This window comes from Bartonella sp. CL435QHHD (assembly GCF_042195095.1).
Classification (GTDB): Bacteria; Pseudomonadota; Alphaproteobacteria; order Rhizobiales; family Rhizobiaceae; genus Bartonella.
Genome location: NZ_JBHINS010000039.1, coordinates 1 through 20223, shown reverse-complemented (window position 1 = coordinate 20223; position 20223 = coordinate 1). Strand labels below are relative to the sequence as shown.

The window sequence follows — 20223 nt, the reverse complement described above, 5'->3', positions numbered from 1 at the left end:
TTCTTTCATAACTATTGCAATACCTGTTTGTATTAGAAAAAAATTTCCCTCTATGGTTAGACTTCAATCACTCACTCATAAAATAACTTCTGTAAACAAATTAGTAATACCATTCGTCTAAATTGCATCAACAAATTACAGAAAAGGAAGCTTTATAGAAGTTTTTCAGGATAAATGGAGAAGTAGGATACTGCAAGTGTATATTAATTATCAAAAAATTATGCGCTACTGTAAAACAATAGCAATTTCTTTTGTTGTGTTAGCTTTTTCTTACTGTTGGGCATCAGCCACACCTCAAGGCGCCTATCCTGATAAGTATGCGGCTATTGTTATAGATGCTACTACGGGAAAAACTCTATTTCAAGCCAATGCAACACTGAAACGTTATCCTGCTTCTTTAACAAAAATGATGACATTGTACTTACTCTTTGAAGCTATGCAGATGCGTCGTGTGACACCCAATACACCAATTCCTGTTTCACATTATGCAGCAATGCGTCCACCGACAAAAATTGGGTTTAAAGCAGGCCAAACAATTTCTGCAGAATCAGCAGCTAAAGCACTCATTACAAGATCTGCAAATGATGTTGCTGCTGCCATTGCAGAATATCTTGGAGGTAGTGAAAAAAAATTCGCTCAAATGATGACAGCAAAAGCTCATAAACTTGGCATGAAACATACACATTTCGCAAATGCTTCAGGACTTCCGGATGTGCGCAATTATTCTACAGCACGAGATATAGCGACTTTGTCCTTAGCTTTACGTAAACATTTTCCCAAACAATATAACTTGTTCAAAACAAAAAGTTTTAATTTCCGTGGACATAAAATTAACAGCCACAATAAACTTGTTAAAATAATGAAAGGTGTCGATGGAATTAAAACAGGATACACACAAATGTCAGGTTCTAATTTAGCAACTTCGATGCGTCTTGAGGGGCGCTCTATTGTCGCTGTTGTTATGGGAGGAAAATCATCTACTGCACGTGACGAGCATATGGCTAGCTTATTGAATCAATATTTGCCCAAAGCAAGCCAAATGAAAAGTGGTGAACGTTTAATAGCTTCTGTACGCTATCACTTACCCACTGGCGCCAATACTCCTATACCAACCATTAAAGATGATTTAAGTAATTTTGACGATGAAATTTCGACTATGTTGACAGCATTTGCAGAACAACCTAAAAACTCCAACATCGCAATAACGGCTGTAAATAAGGTAATTATACCAATACCGAACCCTCAAAAAACTATACCGGTTGAGACTCATAAAATTGTAACAGCCTCTTTGTCCGAAAATGCCGGATGGGCTATCCAAATAGGTTCTCTTCCTAGTGAAGAACAAGCAAAAACTCTACTTTTAAAAGCAAAAAATATAGCTTTTTCTACTTTAAAGCACGCATCTTCACATATGCAACTGTTTGAAAAAAATGGGCAGCGTTATTACCGGGCGCGCTTTACAGGGTTTCAATCAAAAAAAGCTGCATTTGATGCTTGTTCTACATTAAAGAAAGCAAATTTTAACTGCTATACTGTAGCCTACTAAAAAATTTTGAATTCTGCGTTAAGGATAGTATTATGACAGATAATGCTTTTGCTTCATTCCATAAAAAAGAAATTTTATTGAAGCAATCATCCCTCCTTTCATTGCGTTCTCTTCACGATGCTGCTGCAAAACTTACTGGTTTAAAATATAATTCGACTGCATTAGATACACAATCTCTTGTTAACCTTCTCATTTGCCAAACAATGCGCAACCGTCGTCTCATAATGCCTCCTGTACGTATTCATTTACGCGTTGCGAGCCAAACTGGTAATGTGCCTATTAAAATCCGTCTAGGAGCAACAAATATTTAATTCTACAGACCATCTCTAAAAAACTATTTTATTATTAACCATTATCTATAGCCTTAGAAAACCCTTTTATAAACATACTTTTTTCTTAAATTGTGGAATTGTTTTGACAGCTTTTCCAACTATCCAATATCTCCAAGCCTTCAATAAAACCATTGTTAAGAACATAAAAAACATCCAATATTTTTCCACTTTTGGATTTAATATAAAAAATTATCCTTGATATCTTTTTGGAAAAATGAATAGCTTCATTGGATGAAAGCTTATCATTTTAGGAATTATTCTAAACGTTCAATAAAGAAAGTCCCTCTTACTAATGCTCCCCTGACAACATAAACGCTGTAAAAAATAATCTCACTCCTCTTACTTGCATTTCTTTCAACAGACAAAGCAAATTGGAAAATAAAAATACTACCGATGAAAAAACGTAAAAGAAATTATCAGATTAAATATTATGATAACGATTTCCATAAGATTTTAATTTATAATTATAATTTATTTTTTGCATATTGAATAAGAGATTTTCGTAAAATTCTCTTATTTTCCTTCTTATATTGAATCAGTCAAAATCGTCCGCCTGCTCATCACGAGAAAGATTGGCATATAAACTATTTAAAAAAGGAATCAAATATCCCTTATGAATTATTTCAAGTACGAGGATCTTTTGTAACATTGAACGTTGAAAAAAGGATGATAGTGCTGGTTTTCTCCCTTTATAAATAAAGATGCTAATACTCTATAGATTTTATACCATCCATGGAATGACTTACATTATACTATTCATATTCAAGATGCTGATTTATAAAGATAATTCATTATTTTTCATGTTAGATGATAATCTCGAATATCGTAAGATTCTCTCATTTGAAATTTGTTTATGTTGAATTAATAAAAACCGTTCTCTTGCATGTTATGGGCGAGATTAGTGTGTGGCGTAAAACTGTACCCAAAATACTCAAAATACCTATAATGAACCATTTCAAATGCTAAGGGCTTTGATCCCTGTACGGGGGGCTTGGCAAAGTGTGCAAACATGCCCAGCGTACTCTTTTTATTAAGCATAAAGATGGGACAGCTCAATGGATTTACCGTTATTATATCATTCACGGGTGCCATCGCGAAATGAGCTTAGGAGCGTTGAGAGATATTTTTTAAACGAACTCACGAACAAGTAACACGATAATGTTCTATCGTGTGCATTCTATTCTCATGAAAATTTTTATAAATATTTCCTAATGTATACGTTATTATTTATTTTAATTTTTTTGTCGGTACAGAATTTATAAATAAAAAAGATATTCCCAATATATCTTTAATTATTGTAAATTAGTGTTTCTTTTCAAGATATTTTTTTACCATATAGGTAGCAAAAAACTTCACTTTTAAAAAATTAAAATCTTTAAAAATCTCTCTTTATCATAATTATTCAGATTTAAAATAAATTTTCCTTAGATACTCAGGTATAATCTTCCATTACTTAAAAGATATGGCTATGGAAACTTTTTAAAACCATAAAACCCAGCTAAAAAAATAATGGTAAATTGATCACTAATTTTACTTTACGCTTTTTTATTTTTTCCATTTTAGGACAAATCAAACATATATCAACAATACGCTCTCTCCAAACTTGTATCAACAGCTACTATTCGTTAAGAAAGCACTGAGCCATCTCAAATTTATTTTAAGCATGCTGCTGAATTAATTTGGAGTTTTGATTTATAAGGAACAAAAAACATAAGCTTTATCAGGAAATACGATTCTTCTCCAAAACGTCCAGTTATGGATTGAAAAATGTTCTAGCTCTTAACAAGATATTGCATTGACTGCAAGACCACCTTTACTTGTCTCTTTATAGCGTTCACTCATATCATGACCAGTCTGGCGCATTGTTTCTATACAAGCATCAAGAGAAACAAAATGATCTCCATTACCATATAATGCAAGAGAAGAAGCCGTTACCGCCTTAACAGCTCCCATTGCATTACGCTCAATACAAGGAACTTGTACAAGACCTGCAACAGGATCACATGTCATTCCCAAATGATGTTCAAGCGCAATTTCTGCCGCATTTTCAATTTGAGCTGGTGTTCCACCTAATGCTGCGGTCAACCCTGCTGCGGCCATTGAAGATGCCGTTCCAACTTCACCTTGACACCCAACTTCTGCACCAGAAATAGAGGCATTATGTTTGATAACACCGCCTATAGCTGCTGCCGTTAATAGAAAATTATGTATTCCCTCTCGATCTGAATCATCATTAAATTGAAGATAATAACGCAAAACGGCTGGGACAACACCAGCTGCGCCATTTGTTGGTGCTGTAACAACACGACCACCTGCTGCATTTTCCTCATTGACTGCTATAGCATATACCGAAAGCCAATCATTTGCCCAAAGTGGATAATTGTGATTTTTCCTTTGATTTTCCAAAAGCGTTTCATGCAGCTTTTTAGCACGCCTTAGAACACGCAATCCACCAGGCAACTCACCTTCTTGTGAAAGACCTCTATCAATGCAATTTGTCATCGCTGAAAAAATTTCATCAAGCCCTACATCAAGAGAAGAACGCTCTATCTTTGTTTCTTCATTTAAGCGCTTCATTTCAGCAATTGAAAGTCCTGATTTTTCTGCCATTGATAACATTGTACAAGCAGAATCGAATGGATATGGTACCTCAAATGCTTCTGGTTGTATATTATCATTCATATGGCTTAATTCATCCTCAGTCACAACAAAGCCACCACCGATAGAATAATAAATCTGCCGCAACAGAACATTCCCATCAGTATTAAGTCCTTCAAAGGCTAGTCCATTTGTATGTCCAGGGAGGATTTGCTTTCGTTCAAAAATAAGATCACATTGCACATCAAACTGATAAGCGGGATGGCCTTCTGGTTGCACTTTTTTTTCACGTATAACTTTTTCTAACAGAAACCCCATGCTATCAGGATCAACAGTAGAAGCTTTTTCTCCTAAAAGTCCTAATATGATAGCCCTATCTGTTGCATGACCAATACCCGTGAAAGCTAACGAACCATAAAGATAAACACGTATACGAGAAACTTGAATATCAGACGACTGAGAAAAATCTCCTATCTTTTGCAAAAACATATTAGCAGCTGTCATCGGTCCCATCGTATGTGAGCTAGAAGGACCAATCCCAATTTTAAAAAGTTCAAAAACAGATAGAAACACGTATCACCTCAAAACTATAGTACAGTTTGAGCATATATGCTTTTTCATAACGTTTCTCCCGTTTAAAATCAAATTGCGAGATAAACTAAAAAAATAACAGCAATAAACACGAATGTCGCTCGTCTTGCTACCACCCAACACTTTCTTTCTATAGTGTTTTCCATTAGCCAACCTTCAAAACGGGCAATGCCCCTAGAGTCACCACTCCTAATGTTCCAAGCGTAGTAAAATAAGTGTTAATATGCAATATTAAAATTCAATAAGGATGAGAAATCTTATCGGAAATATTTTTCATAATGCACTAAGTTCTTCAAAACGTATGCTTAATTGTATGAAATATTTTATGGGTATGTTTCAATGAAACGTACAAAGTTTTCTAACGATTCTCGTTCTGTTTCAAACTTGTTTTCTGGAGCACTCATATCGCGATAACCAAGTGCCATACCACAGATAATATGGCGATCAGAAGGAATAGATAAAAGCGTACGAATCTGTTTATGATAATCAGCAAAAGCAGCTTGAGGACAGGTATCTAATCCAAATCCACGTGCAGCTAACATAATGGTCTGCATAAACATACCCAAATCAAGCCAACTCCCCATTTCCATGTCGTGATCCATTGTAAATAAGAGTCCTACAGGTGCATCAAAAAATAAAAAATTTCGCGCCTTTTGATGAAGTATTTTTTCTTTATCTCCTTTTTGAATTCCAAGACTCTGATAAAGATCCAAACCAACTTTTCGACGCCTTGAAATATAAGGCTCACGCCACTGACGTGGATAATAACTATATTCACGCTCTCCTTTTACACCTGAAAGCACAAGTTGTGAAAGCTCTTGCCCTACTTTCTGTAATACACTTCCTGTAAGCACAATCACTTGCCATGGCTGAATATTTGTTCCAGATGGTGCACGTGCTGCAAGTTTTAAGATTTCTTTGATTGTTTCCAAACTAACTGGCTGATCAGTAAAAGCGCGAATTGACTTTCGTGACAAAATAGATTGAAAAACACTCATAGGAGAAACTGTCATTGTTTTTACTTTCTTTATGAAAAATAATTTTTTCTTATCAAGGACAATATACTGCGAAAATACCTTTGCAGCTTTTTCAAACACTCTATTTCTTTAAATGACTTACACATTTCACGCAGTGTTAAATATCCCCCTTAGAGATAGTATAACCTATCCCTTTTAAGAGAAAGAAAATTGTCTAAAAGCAGACAAAATAAATTTTATAATCAATGACTAACCCCCAACTCCGCTAAGCTCTCAAAAAAACTCTCCTCAATTCGTTCTAAATCCTGTAGAAGATCATCAACATCATGCTGCATCTGCTTTAAATCAACTCGTTTTTTATGAATTCCTGCAATTAATTTCTTAAGCTTTTTCTCATCATCTGGTGGTTTTCCAACTATTGTCAACATATCAGATATTTCAGACAACGAAAATTTAACTCTTTTAGCACGCAGTATTTGCTTTAACTTATGACGATCCGTTTGTGTATAAAGCCGTGTACTTCCACGCCGAAAAGGACTAAGAAGTCCCTCTTCTTCATAATAACGCAAAGTTCGAGCTGTTATTGAAAACTCACGTGTTAATTTTCCAATTGAATAATATTCGTACATTTTATCATTCTGTCTGCATAGATCACATTGTTATAAGAAATGTGTCTATTTTTTATAAAAAACTTAGTAAGCACCCTAATCTCTATTTTCCTGCATTCTAATTTATAAGAAAATACATTCTTATCATACAAGCATTGTATAGTAGAGAATCAATTATTTTTTAGATTACAGAAAAGACTATTGACCTTTCATTATAAGTCCTTTTAAATCTTTATAGAAGATATCAATCAAAAATTTTCCTAAAATTCAAAATCAATCATTATTTGATTTGTAGATAATCACTCTTTTCCTTGAATATGGCTTTTGAGTTTTACATATTTTGGAAAAATTCTATACTGCTTTTAGAAATTAAGAAACTTTAAAATAAAGTAACAAAAAAGATAAACATCATTACAAAATAATAAGCTACTAAAGACGTTCCAAATAACTGTCGCCTTATAATTTTTGACATTTTCAAGAAAATATGTAACTTCTGCATTTTGAGATAAAAAAACGTCTGAACTTTCTATTCAGACGTTTTTATATTATGTGATGTTGTATTTAAATTATTCAGCAACGGCCCCGGTTGTCATATTTGTCAACATAGCCTTAGCCACTTCGTTATTACTAGACTTACGCTGCTCATCTACAATCAAATCATCACGAACCGCAGCAATACGACGGATTTGAGAAATCGTACCGCCTGTACCTGCTGGAATAAGACGACCGACAATAACGTTCTCTTTAAGTCCTTGCAAAGTATCAATTTTACCAGAAACTGCTGCTTCAGTAAGAACACGTGTTGTTTCCTGAAACGATGCCGCCGAAATGAAAGAAGGCGTTTGAAGAGAAGCTTTTGTAATTCCAAGAAGAATGGGATTACCAGATGCTGGTTTCTTCCCTTCTGCAATCAAATTATCATTGATTTCATCAAGTTCAATACGATCAACATTATCACCTGGAATATAACCAGAATCTCCAGATTCAGTAATTTCAACTTTTTGCAACATTTGACGAACAATCACTTCAATGTGCTTATCATTAATAAGAACTCCCTGTAAACGATAAACCTCCTGAATCTCATTAACAAGATAAGATGCCAAAGCTTCAACCCCCTTAATCGCCAAGATATCATGAGGTGCTGGATTACCATCAAGGATATAATCTCCCTTTTCAATTTGATCGCCTTCTTGGAAGTGAAACAACTTACCTTTTGGAATCAAATATTCTACTGCCTCAAGAGTTTCATCATTTGGTTCAATAATGATACGACGTTTATTCTTATAACCACGGCCGAATCGAATCGTGCCACTTACTTCAGCAATAATCGCATGATCCTTTGGACGACGCGCTTCAAAAAGCTCAGCCACACGTGGTAAACCACCCGTAATATCTTTCGTCTTGGCACTTTCCATTGGCAAACGAGCAATAACATCACCAGCCTTAACATGAGCACCAAGCTCAACAGAAAGAATAGTTTCCACTGACATCATATAACGGGCTTCACCTCCCTTATACAATTTAGCAATGGATTCACCTTCTTTATCTGTGTGAATAATAATGGCTGGTTTAAGATCCGCACCACGTGGATTAGCGCGCCAATCAATCACCAAACGCTTTGTAATACCCGTAGATTCATCAGCTGTTTCAGTGACAGATAGACCATCAACCATATCTTCAAAACCCACATATCCTTCAACTTCCGTTAAAATTGGACGTGTATAAGGATCCCATTCTGCTATACGTTGGCCACGTTTAACCACATCACCATCATCAACAAAAATATGAGCACCATAGCTAACACGATGTACAACGCGCTCTTTTCCTAACTCATCCTTAATAAGGATAGCCATATTACGCCCCATAACAACCAATTGGCCTTCAGAGTTACGAACCACATTACGATTACGAATCTCCACCTTACCTTCATAAGATGCCTCTAAATACGATGAATCAACAACCTGCGCAGTTCCTCCTAAGTGGAAAGTACGCATAGTAAGCTGTGTTCCCGGCTCACCAATGGATTGAGCAGCAATAACACCAACGGCTTCTCCCTGATTAACAGGTGTTCCACGCGCCAAATCACGACCATAGCATTTTGCACAAACACCAAGACGTGTTTCACATGTTAAAGCAGAGCGAATTTGAACAGATTGAATCCCAGCTGCTTCAATCTTCGCAACATCAGCTTCCTCAATCATTGCTCCACCTTCAAGGATAACCTCTCCAGAGACAGGATGTAGAATATCAACAAGCGCTGTACGACCAAGAATTCTTTGCCCAATGGAGGCAACAATTTGTCCTGCATCAACAATCGGCTGCATGGTAAGCCCTTTTGCGGTACCACAATCAACTGCTGAAATAATAGCATCCTGTGCAACATCAACAAGACGCCGTGTTAAATAACCAGAGTTCGCCGTCTTTAACGCAGTATCAGCAAGTCCTTTACGTGCACCATGCGTGGAATTGAAGTACTCATTAACAGTTAGACCTTCTTTAAAATTTGAAATAATAGGCGTTTCAATAATTTCACCCGATGGTTTTGCCATTAATCCACGCATACCGGCCAATTGTCTCATCTGGTTAGCAGAACCACGAGCACCAGAGTGCGACATCATATAGATCGAATTCATCGGCCGTTGACGACCTGTTTTAGGATCAAAATCGACGGCTTGAATACGTTTCATCATTTCATCTGCAACGCGATCTGTACATTTACCCCAAGCATCTACAACCTTATTGTATTTTTCACCTTGTGTAATCAAACCATCATTATATTGCTGTTCGTACTCCTTAGCCAAAGCTTCTGTTTCTGCAACTAAACGAGACTTACTATCAGGAATAACCATATCATCCTTACCGAATGAAATTCCTGCACGACAAGCATAAGAAAAGCCAAGCTGCATAATACGGTCACAAAAAATAACCGTCTCTTTTTGTCCACAGTGCCGATAAACATGATCAATCATTTTAGAAATATTCTTTTTCGTCATCTCTTGATTGACAATATCAAATGAGATATCCGCACTTCTTGGCAAAAGCTCACCGATAATCAAACGACCAGGTGTCGTATCATAAAGTTTAGAAACTTCTTTTCCATCCTTCCCAATATTCTTAACACGGCCTTTAATCTTCGTATGAAGCGTTACAACCTTATTTTCCAAGGCATAATGAAGCTCACCTATATCAGAAAAGGCCATTCCTTCACCTGGTTCTTTTTCAGAAACAATTGAAAGATAATAAAGACCAAGAACCATATCCTGTGAGGGAACAATAATGGGAGCACCATTGGCCGGATGAAGAATATTATTGGTGGACATCATCAAAACACGGGCTTCAAGCTGTGCTTCAAGAGAAAGCGGAACGTGAACCGCCATCTGATCACCATCAAAATCTGCATTAAAAGCAGTACACACCAGTGGATGAAGTTGAATAGCTTTGCCTTCAATTAAGATAGGTTCAAAAGCCTGAATCCCCAAACGGTGCAATGTTGGCGCACGGTTGAGTAAAACAGGGTGTTCACGAATAACCTCATCCAAGATATCCCAAACTTCTGGATGTTCTTTTTCAACAAGCTTCTTTGCCTGCTTTACCGTTGATGAATAGCCTTTTGCATCAAGCCGCGCATAAATAAAAGGCTTAAATAATTCAAGAGCCATTTTTTTAGGAAGACCACATTGATGCAATTTTAATTCAGGACCCGTCACGATAACAGAACGCCCCGAGTAATCAACTCGCTTCCCAAGTAAGTTCTGACGAAACCGTCCTTGCTTGCCCTTCAACATATCTGATAGAGACTTGAGAGGACGTTTATTGGCTCCAGTAATCACACGCCCACGCCGTCCATTATCAAACAATGCATCAACAGCTTCTTGTACCATACGCTTTTCATTGCGCACGATAATTCCAGGAGCACGCAATTCAATCAGCCGTTTCAAGCGGTTATTACGATTAATAACACGCCGATAAAGATCATTCAGATCTGATGTCGCAAAACGCCCACCATCAAGCGGAACCAATGGACGCAAATCCGGTGGAATAACCGGAATTGTTTTCATTATCATCCACTCTGGCTTATTTCCAGATTCAAGAAAATTTTCAACGATTTTAAGTCGTTTAATCAATTTTTTCTGCTTTAACTCTGAAGTTGTTTCAGCTAATTCGAGACGCAAATCATTAGCGATTTTATCTAACTCCATACTAGCTAAAAGCTCGTAAATAGCTTCAGCGCCAATCATAGCTGTAAATTGATCTTCTCCGAACTCATCAATAGCAAGCATATATTCTTCTTCAGAAAGAAGCTGATGGAGCTTAAGAGATGTCAACCCTGGTTCGGTTACAATATAATTCTCAAAATAAAGAACCCGCTCAATATCTTTTAAAGTTAAATCTAAAAGTGTAGAAATACGACCTGGTAATGATTTAAGAAACCATATATGTGCAACAGGTGCCGCAAGTTCAATATGCCCCATACGCTCACGACGTACGCGCGAAAGAGTAACCTCTACACCGCATTTTTCACAAATAATGCCCTTATACTTCATGCGTTTATATTTGCCACATAGACACTCATAGTCCTTAATAGGGCCAAATATACGTGCACAAAAAAGACCATCACGTTCTGGTTTAAAAGTCCGATAATTAATAGTCTCAGGCTTCTTAATCTCACCATACGACCAGGACAAAATTTTCTCAGGACTCGCAATAGAAATACGAATAGAGTCAAATGTCTGCGCTGGCGCTTGAGGATTGAAAAGATTCATGACCTCGTGGTTCATGCTGTTCTCCTTCAAAGATTCTTAGAACCTGTTGTAATATCTCATTTATTTTATAACAGATCTTCTTTAAAAGACATTTACTTTTAAAAACGACCTGTATAGCCTTAATAAGGTTATTGAGCCTCTTAAAGTAATAAGAGCGCAGCCTTTTTCCAGTGCGCTCCTTGAATTATTACTCTGCCGTATCAGACAATGCCCGCTGTGCAATAAGTTCACGCGCATCATCAAGCTCCACATTAAGAGCAAGTGAGCGCATTTCTTTTACCAACACATTAAAGCTTTCGGGTATCCCTGCCTCAAATGTATCATCACCACGCACAATTGCCTCATAGACTTTTGTCCGCCCAGCCACATCATCTGATTTTACTGTTAGCATCTCCTGCAAAGTGTATGCAGCACCATAAGCTTCAAGTGCCCATACCTCCATTTCACCAAAACGCTGACCACCAAACTGTGCCTTACCTCCTAATGGCTGCTGCGTCACAAGTGAATAGGGACCTATAGAACGTGCATGAATCTTATCATCAACAAGGTGATGCAATTTCAACATGTAAATATATCCCACCGTTACTGGACGATCAAAAGGCTCCCCAGTACGACCATCATAAAGCGTAACCTGCCCTGAACTATCTAAGCCTGCGTCTTCCAGCATCATGTTAATATCAAACTCATGTGCTCCATCAAAAACAGGCGTTGCAATTGAAACCCCTTTTTTCATCTGTAATGCCAATTTGTAGAGGCTTTCATTATCATACTGACGGACTGGTTCATTATGATTATCATCAGGCATAAGATTTTCAATACGCTGACGCAGCGGCAATATATCCCCAGTCTCTTGATACAACTCTAACAAATCACCAATCTTCTTGCCCATCCCCGCACATGCCCAACCAAGGTGCGTCTCAAGAATTTGTCCAACATTCATACGACTAGGCACACCAAGCGGATTCAAGACGATATCAGCATGGGTCCCATCTTCAAGAAATGGCATATCTTCTACGGGAAGAATACGTGAAACAACACCCTTATTTCCGTGACGTCCCGCCATCTTATCACCTGGTTGGATTTTGCGCTTCACAGCCACAAAAACCTTCACCATTTTCATGACACCAGGAGGCATTTCATCACCTCTTTGGACCTTTTCAACTTTATCCATAAAGCGACGTTGTAATGCTTCCTTTGATTCATCATATTGCTTGCGCAAAGCTTCAATTTCATTTTGAAGTTTTTCATCCTCAACAGCAAATTGCCACCACTGGGATCGTGGATAATGCCCCATCACTGTACTATCAAGCTTTTTGCTGCCCGAAAAGCCTTTCGGACCTTCTACAGCAACTTTACCTGTCAACATATCGGTGAGGCGCGAATAAACATTGCGATCAAGAATAGACTGTTCATCATCACGGTCTTTTGCTAAACGCTCAATTTCTTCACGCTCAATTGCCATCGCACGTTCATCTTTTTCCACGCCATGGCGATTAAAAACGCGAACTTCAACAACAGTACCAAAAGTCCCAGGAGGCATACGCATAGAAGTATCACGAACATCGGATGCCTTTTCCCCAAAAATCGCACGCAGAAGCTTTTCTTCCGGCGTCATGGGACTTTCACCTTTTGGTGTAATCTTTCCAACTAAAATATCACCCGGTTGAACTTCAGCACCAATATAAATAATGCCAGCTTCATCAAGATTTCTTAACGCTTCTTCCGCAACATTAGGAATGTCGCGCGTAATTTCCTCAGGCCCAAGTTTTGTATCGCGTGCCGCAACTTCAAATTCCTCAATATGAATTGAAGTAAACACATCATCAGCAACAATGCGCTCGGATAACAAAATAGAATCTTCATAATTGTATCCATTCCAAGGCATAAAGGCTACGAGAACATTCCGCCCAAGAGCCAAATCACCAAGATCCGTGGATGGACCATCTGCAATGATATCACCTTTTTCTACCCTATCACCAACATTTACAAGAGGACGCTGATTAATACAAGTGGACTGATTAGAACGCTGAAATTTCTGTAAGCGGTAAATATCAACGCCTGATTTTGAAGGATCTAAATCTTCTGTTGCACGGATAACAATACGGGTAGCATCAACTTGATCAACAACACCACTACGTTTTGCACTCACAGCAGCTCCTGAATCGCGCGCAACTATGGATTCCATTCCCGTCCCAACAAATGGTGCTTCAGCGCGTACAAGAGGAACTGCCTGACGCTGCATGTTTGATCCCATAAGTGCACGATTCGCATCATCATTTTCCAAAAAAGGAATAAGCGCTGCTGCAACTGAAACCAACTGTTTTGGTGAAACATCCATCAAATCAACATGATCACGCGGCGCCATTAAAACTTCACCAGCATGACGGCAAACAACAAACTCTTCTATAAAACGACCTTCGCTATCTAATGAAGAATTAGCCTGAGCGACATAATGCTTTGCTTCTTCCATCGCTGAAAGATAAATAACTTCTTTTGTAACTTTTCCATCAATAATTTTTCGATATGGACTTTCAATAAAGCCATATTTGTTAACTCGCGCAAATGTTGCTAAGGAGTTGATTAGACCAATATTAGGGCCTTCTGGTGTTTCAATCGGACAAATACGACCATAATGCGTAGGATGTACGTCACGGACTTCAAAACCCGCACGTTCACGAGTCAAACCGCCTGGACCAAGAGCAGAAAGACGACGCTTATGGGTAATTTCCGACAATGGATTGGTTTGATCCATAAACTGCGACAATTGTGAAGACCCAAAAAACTCACGAACTGCTGCTGCAGCAGGCTTTGCATTGATCAAATCCTGTGGCATAACTGTATCAATTTCAACCGATGACATACGCTCTTTTATCGCACGCTCCATACGAAGAAGACCAATGCGATATTGATTTTCCATCAACTCCCCAACGGAACGAACGCGACGGTTGCCAAGATTATCAATATCATCAATTTCACCACGTCCATCACGCAATTCAACCAACATCTTAACAACAGCAAGAATATCCTCTTGGCGTAAAATGCGAACTGTGTCTGGACAATCAAGATCCATACGCAAATTCATCTTAACACGCCCAACAGCAGAAAGATCATAACGCTCTGGATCAAAAAACAATGAATGGAACATTGCTTCTGCTGTATCGATTGTTGGAGGCTCACCTGGACGCATTACTCGGTAAATATCAAATAACGCATCCTGCCGACTTTCATTTTTATCCACCTTCAAAGTATTGCGGATGTAAGCGCCAATATTCATGTGATCAATATCAAGAATATTGATTTGATCAGCACTAACATCAAGCAAAATTTTTAATACTTTTTCGTCAATTTCATCACCAGCCTCAAGGTAGATTTCACCTGTTTCGTAATTGACGATATCTTCAGCTAGATAACAACCTAATAAATCATCTTCACTAACTTTAACCGCTTTAAGTCCTTTTTCTGCCAAAGACTTCGCAGTACGAACTGTTAATTTTTTACCAGCCTCCGCAACGACTTCACCACTATCTGCATCTATAAGGTCAGAAATGAGCTTCATTCCTTTAAAGCGATCAACAGAATAAGGAACTCGCCATCCTTCTCCATCACGCTCATAAGTCACTTTATCATAAAACGTTGATAAAATATCTGACGCATCCATACCTAATGCCATCAAAAGACTTGTAACAGGAATTTTGCGCCGTCGATCAATACGCGCATAAACGATGTCCTTAGCATCAAACTCAATATCAAGCCAAGAACCACGATACGGAATAACACGAGCAGCAAAAAGAAGCTTTCCTGATGAATGGGACTTTCCTTTATCATGGTCAAAAAAGACACCAGGAGAACGATGCATCTGAGAAACAATAACACGCTCCGTACCATTAACAACAAAGGTACCATTCGTCGTCATTAAAGGCATATCGCCCATATAAACGCCTTGCTCTTTAATGTCTTTGATATCTTTGGAGCCAGTATCCTCATCAACATCAAAAACAATCAAACGCAATATGACCTTTAATGGGGCAGCATAAGTTAAATCACGTTGACGGCACTCTTCAACATCAAATTTTGGTAAATCAAATTCATAACCTACAAACTCAAGCATAGCTGTACCGGAAAAATCTGAAATAGGAAAAACAGATTTAAAAACAGCTTGCAAACCTTCATCTGGTCGTCCACCTTTCGGTTCCTCAACCATGAGAAACTGATCGTATGACGCTTTTTGAACCTCAATAAGATTCGGCATTTCTGCTACTTCAGGAATCTTACCAAAAAATTTGCGTACGCGCTTACGACCATTGAATTGAGACATCATTGCGTGAGTCTGAGCCATCGTCGCTCCTTGATCTTTACTCTTCAAGGTAGACCAACCTTGAAAGCCTTATATCATTAACCTGCATATGCAGACCAGTTCACTTGACACTCAATAATGAGCATCATTAACTTTCCCCACCAACATAAGCCATTTATCTTTTTGACTCTATGATGAAGGAGTAAGTAATCTAAACCTATCCCATTCCTGTTACGAAACCATTAGGAAAAGGTTTTTTACTCATTATTTTCCCTCTTTGTATTAAGAGAAAGAAATCGGCGAACATAAATGCCCGCCGATAAAATTAAATTTACTTAAGTTCCACTTTAGCACCAGCAGCTTCAAGTTGAGATTTAATTTTTTCTGCTTCTTCTTTAGAAGCAGCCTCTTTAATAGGCTTAGGTGCACCTTCAACCAGATCTTTAGCTTCTTTAAGACCAAGTCCAGTAAGAGCACGAACTTCCTTAATAACATTAATTTTTTGTGCGCCACCTTCAACAAGAATAACATCAAATTCTGTTTTTTCTTCAGCAGCTGGAGCAGCAGCACCAGCAACAGCAGCGACAGCTACAGGAGCAGCAGCCGAAACTCCCCACTTTTCTTCAAGTAACTTAGAAAGCTCAGCGGCTTCCAAAAGGGTTAGATTAGAAAGGTCTTCTACGATCTTCTCTAGATCAGCCATTTTTAAATTCCTTCAATTAAAAGATTTGAACCATTATTAAATTTTATCCAAAAAAACAGAAAAGCATTAAAGCTCTTCCATAAACGTGAATACAAACAGCCTTAAGCCGCCTTATCCTCCTGAGCATATGCTCCAATGACACGTGCAACCTGACCAGCAGGGGCATTAACAACCTGTGCAATACGGGTCGCAGGGGTAGAAATCATACCCACAAGTTTTGCACGCAACTCGTTTAATGAAGGCAATGAAGCCAATGACTTCACAGCATCTACAGTTAAACTTGTTGCACCCATTGAACCGCCAAGTATGACAAATTTGTCATTGCTTTTCGCAAAATCAACAGCAACTTTCGGTGCTGTGATTGGATCTTCTGAATAAGCAATAAGTGTTTGTCCAGTAAACAAACCCACTATCGATTCAGATTCCGTGCCCTGAAGAGCGATTTTAGCAAGACGGTTTTTGGCGACTTTAACGGCACCGCCAGCTTCACCCATTTTCGAACGCAGATCATTCATCTGTGAAACTGTCAGACCGGAATAATGTGCAACAACAACAGAACCAGACTTCCGAAAAGCCTCGTTAAGCCATGTAACAAATTCGCGTTTTTCCGCTCTATTCACTGTCTCTCTCCATTTAACAGATTTACTTAAAACAAACCTGTTGGTTACCTTTGATAACATAAAATACTTCATGTCACCGATGAGGATCCTGTCCCCTTTTTCACGCACAGCGTTCAAAGGCAACCTTGGCTCAAACCCTTTAAGTCTTTTAACTCTCAGTTTTTACCCCAGTCTCATGCAGGTTTTTTTTGATTAAGATACTTAAAAGTATCACCTACAATCTCGGACAGGATATTCCGGAATTTCTCCCGGCACAACCTAAGCCCTATAAAGCTTAGATAGCTAAATGCTGATCAAAACCAGCACTTTAAAATACAATTTTGATATTCCCATACCCAAAAAAACAAAATCATAAATCAGCTTACATTAACTCTGAACGAACCGTTGCTGGATCAACTTTAACACCAACTCCCATAGTCGACGAAACAGCAACGCGTTTAATATATTCACCTTTTGCACCTTGCGGTTTAGCTTTAATAACTGCACTTGCAAAGGCTTTTATATTTTCTACGATTTTTTCAACACCAAAAGAAGCCTTACCAATACCAGCATGCACAATACCAGCTTTTTCCACACGAAACTCAACAGCACCACCTTTAGAAGCTTTGACAGCACCGGCGATATCAAGTGTTACAGTACCAACCTTCGGATTTGGCATCAAACTCCGTGGACCAAGAATCTTACCAAGACGACCAACAAGAGGCATCATGTCTGGCGTTGCAATACAACGATCAAAGTCTATAGTCCCTCTATTAACGCTTTCAAATAAATCTTCGGCACCCACAATATCAGCTCCTGCCGCCTTAGCTTCCTCAGCCTTATCCCCACGAGCAAAAACGGCAACACGAATATTTCTCCCTGTCCCATTAGGCAAATGAGCAACGCCTCGAACCATTTGATCAGCATGACGCGGATCAACACCCAAGTTCATTGAAATTTCGATTGTTTCATCAAACTTAGCAACAGCACGCTCCTTAACCATTGAAACGGCATCTTTTAAAGCGTAAAGTTCATTAAAATCAATATCTTTTCGGATATTTTTTATTCTTTTTGCTACTTTTGCCATAATATTAGCCCACCACTTCCAAGCCCATCGAGCGAGCAGAACCTTCAACCATACGCATTGCTGCCTCAATGTCATTCGCATTAAGATCTTTCATCTTTGATTCCGCAATCGAACGAATTTTATCGCGAGAAATGCTTCCTACAGACACTTTACCAGGCTCTTTTGAGCCAGATTTCAGGTTTGCTTCCTTCTTTAAAAAGAATGATACAGGAGGCGTCTTGAGAGAAAATGTGAAAGACTTATCTTGATAATACGTAATAACAACTGGAATCGGTGCCCCCTTTTCCATTTCTTGTGTAGCTGCATTAAACGCCTTACAAAACTCCATGATATTAATACCACGCTGCCCAAGAGCTGGACCAATCGGTGGAGATGGAGTAGCAGCTCCTGCAGGAACCTGCAACTTAAGCTGACCTATACTTTTTTTTGCCATAACAATCTGCCTTTAATTTCACTGGTATACTGACAATTCACCTTGCCCGTTACCCGCTGCAGTCACGTGGTTCGGATCATTAAGCCGACAAAAGCTATAAATCACCTCCCACTCCTTCCTTAAAGTAATTAAAACTACTCTAAGTTTAATCAGAGTTTTTCAACCTGACCAAATTCCAAATCAACAGGCGTAGGACGCCCAAAAATAAGCACTTCAACCTTAAGACGAGAGCGCTCTTCTTCAACCTCTTGAACAATTCCATTAAACGAAACAAAAGGACCATCAGCAACGCGAACTTGCTCTCCAACCTCAAACAATACAGAGGACTTTGGAGACTCAACCCTTTCCTGAACTTGTTTGAGAATTTGCTCAACCTCTCGATCAGAAATAGGAACAGGACGCGCATCCGACCCTAAAAAACCTGTCACTTTAGGCGTATTCTTAATAAGATGATAAACTTCATCTGTTAACTCAGCACGAACAAGAACATAACCAGGAAAAAACTTTCGCTCAGTATCAACTTTGCGTCCACGACGAACCTCTACAACACGCTCTGTTGGAACAAAAATCTTTTCAAAAAGATGATCAAGTCCCTTTTGCTTTGCCTCCTTATCAATAGCTTCCGCTACTTTCTTTTCAAAATTTGAATATGCCTGAACAATATACCAACGAGCTGCCACAGTCACACTTCCTTACATTCTCAACTAAAAAGATATTTCAGAAGATCAATAACCCGCCAAACACCAAAATGCATAACCTGATCCACAATAAAAAAGAAAGCTGAAGCCAATGCAGTTACCAACAAAACCATAATAGTAGAAATAACCGTCTCACGACGTGTAGGCCATTTCACTTTAATTGTTTCTGCATAAACCTGCTTCAAAAAGGTAATCGGATTGGTTTTAGATGCCATCGTCACACTATACTCTCTCTAGTCCTATTGTGTTTTATAGAACAAAATAAACAGGAAAAAATGCAAAAGCCAACTTTCAGACTTATGCAATTTCCTTACTTTCTATTCAATACCGTTTCACACACAAAAAAACAAGCCCCATATCAAAAAAAGCGAAAAAGGCAGCAAAATCCACTCCCTTATATGTAAAATCCCCCCTTTGGCAGGGGCAGCAGGACTTGAACCCGCGACCTGCGGTTTTGGAGACCGCCGCTCTACCAACTGAGCTATACCCCTAACTCTCAAAACTAAAACACTTTTAACACCCCTTTAACAAGCATTATTTATTCAATGATCTTAGAGACGATACCGGCACCAACAGTACGACCACCTTCACGAATAGCAAAACGAAGTTTCTCTTCCANATCTTAGAGACGATACCGGCACCAACAGTACGACCACCTTCACGAATAGCAAAACGAAGTTTCTCTTCCATCGCTATCGGAACGATCAACGAAACATCCATCGCAACATTGTCACCTGGCATAACCATTTCCGTTCCTTCTGGAAGTGTAACAATACCTGTAACATCCGTCGTACGGAAGTAAAACTGAGGACGATAATTCGTGAAAAATGGTGTATGACGTCCACCTTCATCTTTTGTCAAAATGTAAGCTTCTGCTTTAAAACGCGTATGAGGTGTAACAGATCCTGGCTTTGCCAATACTTGACCACGCTCAATCCCTTCACGATCAACACCACGTAGAAGAGCTCCTATATTATCACCCGCTTGACCTTGA

The 20223-nt window shown here is 38.6% G+C and carries 14 protein-coding genes, 1 tRNA gene and 1 pseudogene; 2 read left to right on the top strand and 14 right to left on the bottom strand.

From position 1 onward, the window contains the following. Window positions 1-196 precede the first annotated feature (196 nt). Together ACFILH_RS01765 and ACFILH_RS01760 are read left to right on the top strand one after the other, a co-directional pair. The gene (locus tag ACFILH_RS01765) at window positions 197-1546 is read left to right on the top strand and encodes a D-alanyl-D-alanine carboxypeptidase (RefSeq protein ID WP_375667270.1); all 1350 of its coding nucleotides are present in this window, start codon (window positions 197-199) and stop codon (window positions 1544-1546) included. 32 nt (window positions 1547-1578) lie between these two features. Continuing rightward, window positions 1579-1857, top strand: coding sequence for a hypothetical protein (locus ACFILH_RS01760; RefSeq protein ID WP_273790659.1), 279 nt, complete (start codon window positions 1579-1581; stop codon window positions 1855-1857). Between the two features lie 1800 nt (window positions 1858-3657). On the opposite strand, the gene ACFILH_RS01755 is transcribed toward ACFILH_RS01760, so the two are convergent. The 14 genes and pseudogenes from ACFILH_RS01755 to tuf all read right to left on the bottom strand — a co-directional run. Beyond that, window positions 3658-5049, bottom strand: coding sequence for an L-serine ammonia-lyase (locus ACFILH_RS01755; RefSeq protein WP_375631239.1), 1392 nt, complete (start codon window positions 5047-5049; stop codon window positions 3658-3660). A gap of 341 nt (window positions 5050-5390) precedes the next feature. Then, window positions 5391-6080 (bottom strand): nitroreductase, encoded by a 690-nt coding sequence (locus tag ACFILH_RS01750; RefSeq protein ID WP_375631245.1) that lies wholly within the window; start codon window positions 6078-6080, stop codon window positions 5391-5393. A gap of 206 nt (window positions 6081-6286) precedes the next feature. Further along, window positions 6287-6673 (bottom strand): MerR family DNA-binding transcriptional regulator, encoded by a 387-nt coding sequence (locus ACFILH_RS01745; RefSeq protein ID WP_375667269.1) that lies wholly within the window; start codon window positions 6671-6673, stop codon window positions 6287-6289. 545 nt (window positions 6674-7218) lie between these two features. Continuing rightward, window positions 7219-11430: a DNA-directed RNA polymerase subunit beta' gene (gene rpoC / locus ACFILH_RS01740; RefSeq protein ID WP_273790656.1), complete on the bottom strand. Its 4212-nt coding sequence runs from the start codon at window positions 11428-11430 to the stop codon at window positions 7219-7221. A gap of 172 nt (window positions 11431-11602) precedes the next feature. Beyond that, a complete protein-coding gene (gene rpoB / locus ACFILH_RS01735) occupies window positions 11603-15751 on the bottom strand; it encodes a DNA-directed RNA polymerase subunit beta (RefSeq protein ID WP_375667268.1) in 4149 nt (1382 codons plus the stop codon). Window positions 15752-16040: 289 nt separating this feature from the next. After that, entirely contained in the window at window positions 16041-16412 is a 372-nt protein-coding gene (rplL, locus tag ACFILH_RS01730) for a 50S ribosomal protein L7/L12 (protein ID WP_273790654.1), read from the bottom strand. Between the two features lie 101 nt (window positions 16413-16513). Next, window positions 16514-17032 (bottom strand): 50S ribosomal protein L10, encoded by a 519-nt coding sequence (rplJ, locus tag ACFILH_RS01725; RefSeq protein ID WP_012755027.1) that lies wholly within the window; start codon window positions 17030-17032, stop codon window positions 16514-16516. Between the two features lie 361 nt (window positions 17033-17393). After that, window positions 17394-18098 (bottom strand): 50S ribosomal protein L1, encoded by a 705-nt coding sequence (rplA, locus tag ACFILH_RS01720; protein ID WP_375631242.1) that lies wholly within the window; start codon window positions 18096-18098, stop codon window positions 17394-17396. Window positions 18099-18102: 4 nt separating this feature from the next. Then, window positions 18103-18531: a 50S ribosomal protein L11 gene (rplK, locus tag ACFILH_RS01715; protein ID WP_273723157.1), complete on the bottom strand. Its 429-nt coding sequence runs from the start codon at window positions 18529-18531 to the stop codon at window positions 18103-18105. Window positions 18532-18680: 149 nt separating this feature from the next. Next, window positions 18681-19211 (bottom strand): transcription termination/antitermination protein NusG, encoded by a 531-nt coding sequence (nusG, locus tag ACFILH_RS01710; RefSeq protein WP_273790740.1) that lies wholly within the window; start codon window positions 19209-19211, stop codon window positions 18681-18683. A gap of 20 nt (window positions 19212-19231) precedes the next feature. Further along, window positions 19232-19444 carry a preprotein translocase subunit SecE gene (secE, locus tag ACFILH_RS01705; protein ID WP_273790652.1) on the bottom strand — a complete coding sequence of 71 codons (213 nt, stop codon included), beginning with the start codon at window positions 19442-19444 and terminating at the stop codon, window positions 19232-19234. A gap of 200 nt (window positions 19445-19644) precedes the next feature. Further along, window positions 19645-19720 (bottom strand) — tRNA-Trp (locus tag ACFILH_RS01700). Between the two features lie 47 nt (window positions 19721-19767). Continuing rightward, window positions 19768-19824 carry a hypothetical protein gene (locus ACFILH_RS01695; RefSeq protein WP_375667281.1) on the bottom strand — a complete coding sequence of 19 codons (57 nt, stop codon included), beginning with the start codon at window positions 19822-19824 and terminating at the stop codon, window positions 19768-19770. Between the two features lie 26 nt (window positions 19825-19850). After that, window positions 19851-20223 (bottom strand): annotated as a pseudogene (gene tuf, locus ACFILH_RS01690) (elongation factor Tu); the annotation flags it as partial.